Consider the following 7766-nt stretch of genomic DNA (forward strand, 5'->3'; position numbering starts at 1 on the left):
GCAACCGCTTTCTCCCCCTTAAAATGATTATCATTATTATCAAAGCGTGAATTCTTGTTTTTTGTTGATTAATTTATTCTTTGGAAGTCCCTTGACAACCGTGACCCTGTACTTGTCTATGCTGTTTATGCCACGGAAGTTGATTCTCCAGAGGGTGAAACGCCTGTGGAATGGATGTTGCTCACCACGGAAGTTGTCACAGATATCGAGATGGCTTGTACTATTTTACGCTGGTATTCTTACCGTTGGCGAATAGAAGAATATCACAAAATTTTCAAATCGGGATGTCAAGTGGAACGATACAGACTTGCTGCTGATGGTATGAAGGCTTTACTTGGTTTCTTGAGCGTGATTGCTGTAGAACTTTTGCAGTTAACTTATCTACACCGTACTCAAGCTTTAACCCCGGCAATTGAAGTCCTCAATCCCCTTCAGCTTCGCATTTTGAAAGCTAAATCACCCAAACTACCCGAGATATTAACAGTTAGTTGGGCTGTGGGAGCGTAGGCGAAGCCCGCCGCAGGCATCGCTCGTTTAGGGGGTTACTTAGAACATCGACATAAAACCCCTATTGGTATCCAGGTACTGTGGCGAGGCTGGTTAAAATTGCACGACCTTTGTGAAGGTTGGCAGCTTGCAAAAGAGACTTAACGGGAAAAGTCAGATACAATATGAGTCCTCGTCGCAATTGATGCCATTTTACAGTCACCAATATATAGTAATCCTGACTGTTTTAGCGTTGAACGTACTCTCTCAATTGCTGGGATATACAACGGGTCGTCGGCTTTTTCTCCTGATAGTATTTCAGCCGCAATTGGCATTCCTAAAGGGTCTAATGTTGATAACATTATTTTCACTTGTGCCAAGTCTGGGCGATGATCTTTGCTGTGACCCCATTGAAATAACCCTTCAGGATTAACTCCACAGTAACTTGAAGCTGTTGTGCTATCCATACGTACCTGTTCTGGCTTGATATTGTACACTTGCAACAAACTTCCTCCAAGTTCTGACTCAAATGAGTGCCAGTTACTGTCGCAGTCGAGGTAGCGTAATAGAGCTTCTAGACGGTCATCGGTAAGGTCGAGTTCACCTAAATCTTCTCCAAAAAATGTTTTTAATGTTTCTAACCGCCTAGAAGTCCAGGTTTGGACCTGATTTAAACGATGATCTGCTTGCGATAATATGTGTGCTAACCAAATTACTGCTATATTTCCCAAGCTTTTACCTTGCCAATTTCCGTGTCTTGGGAAGTGTTTATCGATTAGCGGTTGTATGCCCATACGCTCTATTTGAGTTAGAAGTATAGGTATATCATCGACTCGTTCGTTTGTAATTATGGGTTCAGTTGCCATAATTGCGAACATATATCTAATCAAGTCTTTTTAGGAATATGCCTTTCGGTATACTTTTGACTATCTACTTTTCCTAACTCCCTAAAAAATGGGCGAACCGGGAGTAATTATAGACAACCGAAAATAACAGAAACTTGTACTTTATAAATAGACTGCTGAGGACGCTATTAAAGAAAGTACAATCACATGGCTTCATCTGATAAATTTCTCTACCATCGGAGTGTGCGCCCTCTCGATATGCCCCAAGGTGTAGTTACTTCTATCCTGCTACACTCTATTTTTTTAGTGGGGAGCAAATATTGGTACAGAGCTTTGATGCATGAGCCGAAGCAAGAAATTAGCCAAGAGATTCCAATCGAAATAGTTGAAGTTCCTCCTCAGAAAACAGACATAACTCCTCAAACCTCATTCCGGGCTACCAAAAATTCTCTTGCTGGCGGTAAAGCTTTGCCAAAAAGACCTATTTCTGTGATGAAGTCAGCGAATCTGGTAGGACATAAAGCCGATAACGCGCGTTCTTCTGACTTAACAGCCTCATCTCCCGTGAAGGTATTCCAGACAGGACGGCAGCAGCAGAAAACGGAATTACCAAATCTATCTAGTCAACAATCGCAATTCAAATCTCGAAAAACAGCATCAGTATCTGCAAGCGAGGTAGCAGCACCAATGACTAGACCACTGGCAGTTCCACTCCTTAAAACATCACCCAACCCAAAGCAAATACCTTCAGTACCTGCAACCACAGCGCAAATACCTAATTCTAAGAAAATTGCAGTAGCACCAATGACCACACCACAGCCAGTTCCGCTTCTGAAAACAGCGCCTTTGACAACACCTTTAGTACTTAACCCAAAACAAATAGCGTCAGCACCTGCAACCAAATCACAAGTACCTAATTCTAAGAAAATTGTGGTAGCACCAATGACTACACCAACGCCAGCCCAATTTGGAAAAACATCACCAATAAGGACACTAACATCCTCCAACCTAAAGCAAATACCTTCAGCACCTGCAACCACGGCACAAGTATTTAACTCTCAAAAAATTGCAGTAGCACCGATTACTACGCCACAGCCAGCCCAATTGGGAAAAACAGCACTTGAAAGAGCTACGACACTACCCAGGAGTCCGAAGAAGAAGTTAATGCAGTCGAGAGTTGCATTCAGTGGGCGAACACCGACTCAAGCTCAGTCATCTCTAAAAAGAGGTGCAGCAAGTTTGTTGGGTGGTACTGTGGGTGTATCTAGTCAGAATTATCGCGCCGACCAACTTGCAGCTGTGCCTAATTCTAACCGCGATCGCATTGGGACTTCTGGTGTTGATGCCAGCAGTCAAGATGTAGACCTCACCTCTTACTTAAACAAATTAAAGCAACGCGTTCAGCAGCAGTGGCTACCAGGAATGAGCCAGTCTAATCGGCGAACGGTGCTTAACTTCACTGTTAATCGTTCAGGTGAAGTTAACAATCTCAATATTGTACAAACCTCTGGATTTCGTGTGACTGATGAAGTAGCAATGAATGCGATACAGCGAGCTGCACCTTTTGCACCTTTGCCCACAGGATATCGCAAGAACTACATTGATATTGAATTTACATTTGATATCAATGTTTTTGGCGAACTAAATTTATCGAGGGATGGTGGCTAATAACAGGTAAACAGAGTACCGCCTGGTTCGTGATATTAGTGCTTTTTTGTCAGTTTTTACCGAGACTGTAGCTAATGGTGAAAAGGTAACGCTGATTGGGTTTGGGTCATTCGAGCGACGCGATCGCTCAGAACGCGAAGGGCGTAATCCGAAAACTAATGAGCCAATGACAATTCCAGTGACCAAAGTGCCTGCATTCTCTGCTGGGAAACAGTTTAAAGAAAAAGTAGCGCCATAGTATTGATTGCTTTGCCACTAGCAATCCAATCGCTGTAAAGCTGTAGCGTTCGCTGTTCTCAAGACAGGATATAGCAATGTTAGGGGAAATGTGAGTGTTGAATTGCAGATGTTACACAAGCGCGATCACTGCACTAATGCCCTACTCAGTTAATAATTCTGGCTCTCCCAGAGTGGTTATGATAAATTAATAATAAAAACAGGCTGGAGCTATTGATATAAAAAGGTTATAGGAATACAAAATAAAACATTTAATAAAAATACGCTTGATTTGTTTGAATCCCTTGCTATGTGATACTTCAAGCTTGTATTGAGTATTAATTTAACATAGCTAGTCTAGGAGAGCCATAATTCTTTATTAGGAAAATTATCAGCATTGGGATTATGTAATTAATGTTAAAAGACTTCTCTGATGTATTAAATTTCCTCACAAACGCTTATCAGCATCTGTCGTAACCAGCAATTGGCTTGATCCTGCTCTGTAAGTTTGCTCCATAGCATTGAAATCATCCACGGTTGAGTTTGTACAGGAAGTTCAAAAATTTCTAATGCATCTTGATATGCCAAGGGTGCTAGCAATCGTGATGGAACAGCAGCAATTAAATCAGTTGATGAAATGATTGCTGGTAGCACTAGTAAGTGAGGAGTTGTCAAAGCAACTCGACGCTGGAGGTTGTACTGGGCAAGCGCATTATCGATTTCACCAACTTCATCTTGCCTAAGAGTAAAAAGAGCATGAAGAAAATTAGCGAAGATTTCTGGTGTGATAACGTCCTCCAAGAGAATGGGATGTCCAAGACGACAGATGCCGACAAAGTGTTCTGGAAATAATGGCATTTGTATTGTTTGTCTGGGTGGCTCTTGAAAAACACCCAAAGCTAGATCAATCTCTCGTCGCTCTAATAGTTCTCCGACAAAGTTTTTTGCAAAACTAATTAATCGAAAATTAATGCTTGGTGCAATTCGACGACAAATTTTTAGAAGCTTGGGAATAACAACATAGCTAGTGTAATCTGAACTGCCAATTGTAAAAGTACTTTTAGAAGTAGTAGAGTCAAATGTTTGGCTGGCTTCCAATGTCTGTCGAATTTGTTGTAAAGCAGCTTTTATACCTTGAGCAACTTCCAGAGCTTTTGCTGTGGGTTGCATTTGCCTGCCAATTCGGATAAATAATTCATCTTGGAATAGTATGCGTAACCTAGCGAGTGCCGCACTCATTGCTGGTTGGCCTAAATACAATCGTGTTGCTGCTGCTGTAACACTCCTTTCTTCAAAAAGTGCTTCAAAGGCGACTAGAAGGTTCAGATCAATGGCAGACAAGTCTATTAATCGCATCGATTAAATATATTATTTCAATCAATTTGATTAATTTAAAACATTTGAGTAAAGTAAAACTGAAAGTTGCAAAAATTTATTAAGATGACAAATCAGAAAAAGATTGCTGTAGTAACAGGTAGCAATCGTGGGTTAGGATATGCCATAGCTCGGAAATTGTCCCAAATTGGCATCCATGTTGTTCTAACGAGCCGTAACCAAACAGATGGTCTTGCTGTTAAAGAACAATTATCTAGTGAAGGGCTTGATGTGAACTATCACACACTGGACGTTACGAGTGATTTGAATGTGGTAGAGTTTGTTCAATGGCTAAGAGAAGCCTACGGCAGGGTAGATATTTTGGTGAACAATGCCGGCATCAATCCTACAACCAAGCCAGAGGAATCTAGTTTATTGACAGTTCAACTAGAAACGATGCGCTCTACATTTGACACCAATGTTCTAGCGCTCCTGAGAATTTCTCAAGCATTAATTCCGTTGATGAAGGTTCACAACTACGGTCGCATTGTCAATGTCTCAACCGAAATGGCATCTTTGGCTGCAATTACTACTGACTACTACCCAATAGCACCTTCCTATCGACTATCCAAAATAGGGGTGAACGGTCTAACTGTTCTTCTAGCAAAAGAACTGCTTGGCGCTAATATTCTCGTTAATGCTTATTCTCCAGGTTGGATGAAAACTGATATGGGAGGAGAGAATGCGCCGTTTACAGCAGACCTTGGAGCCGAAACTGCTGTTTATTTAGCAACACTTCCAGATGGAGGAGCGCAAGGACAGTTTTTTGCAGAGATGCGTCAGTTTGGCGGCCCCATAAAATTACAGTGGTAAATCTAGATGAAAAATAGTGCTTTTATTTCCATTGAACTGTATTAGGGAGAAATAGTAATGAAGATCAGCTTTATCGGTTATGGCAGCATGGCAGAGTCTTTAAGTTCACGTTGGGTAGGAAAACACGAGCTATTTGTTGCAGGTCGAGATTCTAGCAAAGCACAGAGTTTAGCACATCAACTTGCTCAGGGGACAAAAGCTGGTTCCCCTGTAGAGGCAGCAGAGTTTGGTGAAGTCATTGTTTTAGCGACTCCTCACCAAGCAGTATTTGAAGCTATGGAAGCAGGTGGAGGAAGTGAAGCTTTTGCAAACAAGATTCTATTAGACATAAATAATCCTGTTGACCCCTCTAACGGTAATTACTTAACGCAAACTTATGATGGAGTATCACTATCAGAAGCGATCGCTGCTTATTCTCCCAAGGCTAAGGTAGTGAAGGCGTTCAATATGTGTCAGGCAAAAGTTTGGCAGATGGAGCAGCCTAATTTCGATGGTCGGCGGTTAGTAACGCTCTATTGCGGCGACGATACTGACGCGAAACGTCAAGTGGCTTCGCTGATTGAAGATGTTGGGAGTGAGCCAGTCGATTTGGGGGAGTTGAAGTATGCTCGATTGTTAGAGTCTGCGGCAGCAATTGTGATTAAGCTGCTATTTTCTGGTCGCGATCCTTACACTGTTCTTAACCTGATTCAACCAGAAGTCAAACCGATTTCTTGAAAAAGCATACATAACGGGAAGCGAACCCTAGTCTTTCAAGTGTTTCGATCTCACCTACTGCTCCTGGAAATTGATTTTTGACTTCTTGAAAATTCATAGATTGGGGTAAATATAGCGTTGTAACCAAACCCAAAAATCAAAAGCATCTTAGTTTTTCCGTTTTCAGGAAATTCAGAAAAAACAGCTTCTAGCTTAAAAAACTCTTTTAAAGACCCAGCAACAGCACAACTTGCCGGTTTTCGTGCACCTAAGTGATCTAAACAGGGCAAAGATAGTTGATTTTTCAAATACTGCCTCGACTGTAGGATGCAGACTTTGAACTTTTGAAAAAATTCCTAATTCCTGATTAATAATTCCTATTTATGTGACATTGAGGGTTTTAAAACCCACCAAAAATAGGATTCCCAATAGATGCTGGGGAATCAATTTTTTTTGTACCGCAGACATGACTGATTTTGACATCGACGAATTTTTAGCTGTAGTTATAGGGACTTCCGGAAAATAAATTATCCCATTTTCATAGTGGCAGATTCTTTCTCCTCTGCCGCCTCTGCTTCCTCTGCCTCCTCTGCACACACAACGATGGAATATTTTTTTAGTTGGAAATCCCATACTACCCCGTTTAAAGTTCTTATATGTCGAGGATTATTGTATTCATTCCACATTGCTTGACCGCACGAGGGGCTTTTTTTTTGAACACAATCGAGTACTTCAAACGATGTTGCCTCTGGTTTTAAACAATTTCATGCCAAGTTTTTGCACCATTATTTCGCTACAAAGTCAAGATTACAGGATTTCCGCTCTTCTCTAGTAAGTTTTGCCACGCTAGGTTTTTAGCCGGCACTTGACATCAAAAATAAGTGCATATACACTTAAGCTATGGATAAAGATACTAACCCAATCAACACTGATCTTCTAGGTCAAGTGGCTTGGGCGTGCGCCTGTTTCAATCTCCGAAAGGCTTCTCGTGTTATGACACAACACTTTGACGAAGTACTCAAGCCGAGCGGATTGCTAGTGACTCAGTTCACCATTCTGGCTGCTGTAGCGATCGTAAAATCAGCCACGGTCAACGAGTTAGCGAAGATGCTAGTGATGGATCGCACGACCTTAACCAGGAATCTCAAGCCCCTTGAACGCGAAGGATGGTTAAAATCCGAACCTGGGCAAGACCAGCGAACTCGTGTCATTGCCTTGACCGAAGCCGGAGAAGCTGTCTTAGCGAAAGCTTTACCATTGTGGAAACAGGCTCAAAGCATGGTTGAGACAGCACTTGGACAGCAACGATGGAACACTTTGTTGGCGCATTTAGTGGAAGCAACAGCACTCTTGCGTTAGTCTAAAATTTTTCTCGAAAAAGTGTATATGCACTTAATTTCTCTATGTTGGTAGTTGATGATAAGCATTCAAAGAAATTATCGGCACCTTGTGTCAAGGAGTCAGAAACATGAATCTGAACGCAATTGCCTAAAATTTCTTCTTTCTGCCCTGCTCCTCTGCTCCGGTTGTTGAATCTCGACTCACTTCGACACCGCTCAGTGCAAGTCGCTCGATCTGACTTTTCCCGTTAAGTCTTGAAAGGCTTACTAGTAAAGGATTTAAGAAACAGCACAGCAAATACGGTAAAGTAATTGCAATCGAGTGCTA

The 7766-nt window shown here is 41.7% G+C and carries 7 protein-coding genes and 2 pseudogenes; 6 read left to right on the plus strand and 3 right to left on the minus strand.

Annotation, left to right across the window (positions count from 1 at the left end; translation table 11 throughout):
* Nucleotides 1-90 precede the first annotated feature (90 nt).
* Nucleotides 91-651, plus strand: a pseudogene (locus V7K21_RS03090) (IS4 family transposase); the annotation flags it as partial.
* Between the two features lie 11 nt (nt 652-662).
* On the opposite strand, the pseudogene V7K21_RS03095 reads toward V7K21_RS03090, so the two are convergent.
* Nucleotides 663-1352 (minus strand): annotated as a pseudogene (locus tag V7K21_RS03095) (IS1634 family transposase); the annotation flags it as partial.
* A gap of 186 nt (nt 1353-1538) precedes the next feature.
* Between V7K21_RS03095 and V7K21_RS03100 the strand changes: the two are divergent.
* Together V7K21_RS03100 and V7K21_RS03105 are read left to right on the plus strand one after the other, a co-directional pair.
* Nucleotides 1539-2999: a TonB family protein gene (locus tag V7K21_RS03100; RefSeq protein WP_335171422.1), complete on the plus strand. Its 1461-nt coding sequence runs from the start codon at nt 1539-1541 to the stop codon at nt 2997-2999.
* A 22-nt stretch (nt 3000-3021) separates the two neighbouring features.
* Nucleotides 3022-3237: an HU family DNA-binding protein gene (locus tag V7K21_RS03105; RefSeq protein WP_335171437.1), complete on the plus strand. Its 216-nt coding sequence runs from the start codon at nt 3022-3024 to the stop codon at nt 3235-3237.
* A 416-nt stretch (nt 3238-3653) separates the two neighbouring features.
* Here V7K21_RS03105 and V7K21_RS03110 read toward each other — a convergent pair whose 3' ends face one another.
* Nucleotides 3654-4571: a LysR family transcriptional regulator gene (locus V7K21_RS03110; protein WP_335171424.1), complete on the minus strand. Its 918-nt coding sequence runs from the start codon at nt 4569-4571 to the stop codon at nt 3654-3656.
* Between the two features lie 84 nt (nt 4572-4655).
* On the opposite strand from V7K21_RS03110, the gene V7K21_RS03115 reads away from it, so the two are divergent.
* A complete protein-coding gene (locus tag V7K21_RS03115; RefSeq protein WP_335171427.1) occupies nt 4656-5402 on the plus strand; it encodes an SDR family oxidoreductase in 747 nt (248 codons plus the stop codon).
* A 57-nt stretch (nt 5403-5459) separates the two neighbouring features.
* Complete coding sequence (locus tag V7K21_RS03120; RefSeq protein WP_335171430.1) at nt 5460-6119, plus strand: NADPH-dependent F420 reductase; 660 nt, start codon at nt 5460-5462, stop codon at nt 6117-6119.
* 50 nt (nt 6120-6169) lie between these two features.
* On the opposite strand, the gene V7K21_RS03125 is transcribed toward V7K21_RS03120, so the two are convergent.
* Nucleotides 6170-6406 carry a hypothetical protein gene (locus V7K21_RS03125; protein WP_335171432.1) on the minus strand — a complete coding sequence of 79 codons (237 nt, stop codon included), beginning with the start codon at nt 6404-6406 and terminating at the stop codon, nt 6170-6172.
* Between the two features lie 685 nt (nt 6407-7091).
* On the opposite strand from V7K21_RS03125, the gene V7K21_RS03130 reads away from it, so the two are divergent.
* On the plus strand, nt 7092-7457 hold the full coding sequence (locus V7K21_RS03130) for a MarR family winged helix-turn-helix transcriptional regulator (RefSeq protein ID WP_335171435.1): 366 nt from the start codon (nt 7092-7094) through the stop codon (nt 7455-7457).
* The last annotated feature ends 309 nt before the right edge of the window (nt 7458-7766 follow it).

This window comes from Nostoc sp., assembly GCF_036919595.1.
Taxonomy (GTDB): Bacteria; Cyanobacteriota; Cyanobacteriia; order Cyanobacteriales; family Nostocaceae; genus Nostoc.

Bases quoted from the DNA above. Each gene is read 5' to 3' on its own strand.
- V7K21_RS03110 (WP_335171424.1), bottom strand. From the start codon at position 4,571: ATGCGATTAATAGACTTGTCTGCCATTGATCTGAACCTTCTAGTCGCC.
- V7K21_RS03130 (WP_335171435.1), top strand. From the start codon at position 7,092: ATGACACAACACTTTGACGAAGTACTCAAGCCGAGCGGATTGCTAGTG.
- V7K21_RS03100 (WP_335171422.1), top strand. From the start codon at position 1,539: ATGGCTTCATCTGATAAATTTCTCTACCATCGGAGTGTGCGCCCTCTC.
- V7K21_RS03120 (WP_335171430.1), top strand. From the start codon at position 5,460: ATGAAGATCAGCTTTATCGGTTATGGCAGCATGGCAGAGTCTTTAAGT.
- V7K21_RS03115 (WP_335171427.1), top strand. From the start codon at position 4,656: ATGACAAATCAGAAAAAGATTGCTGTAGTAACAGGTAGCAATCGTGGG.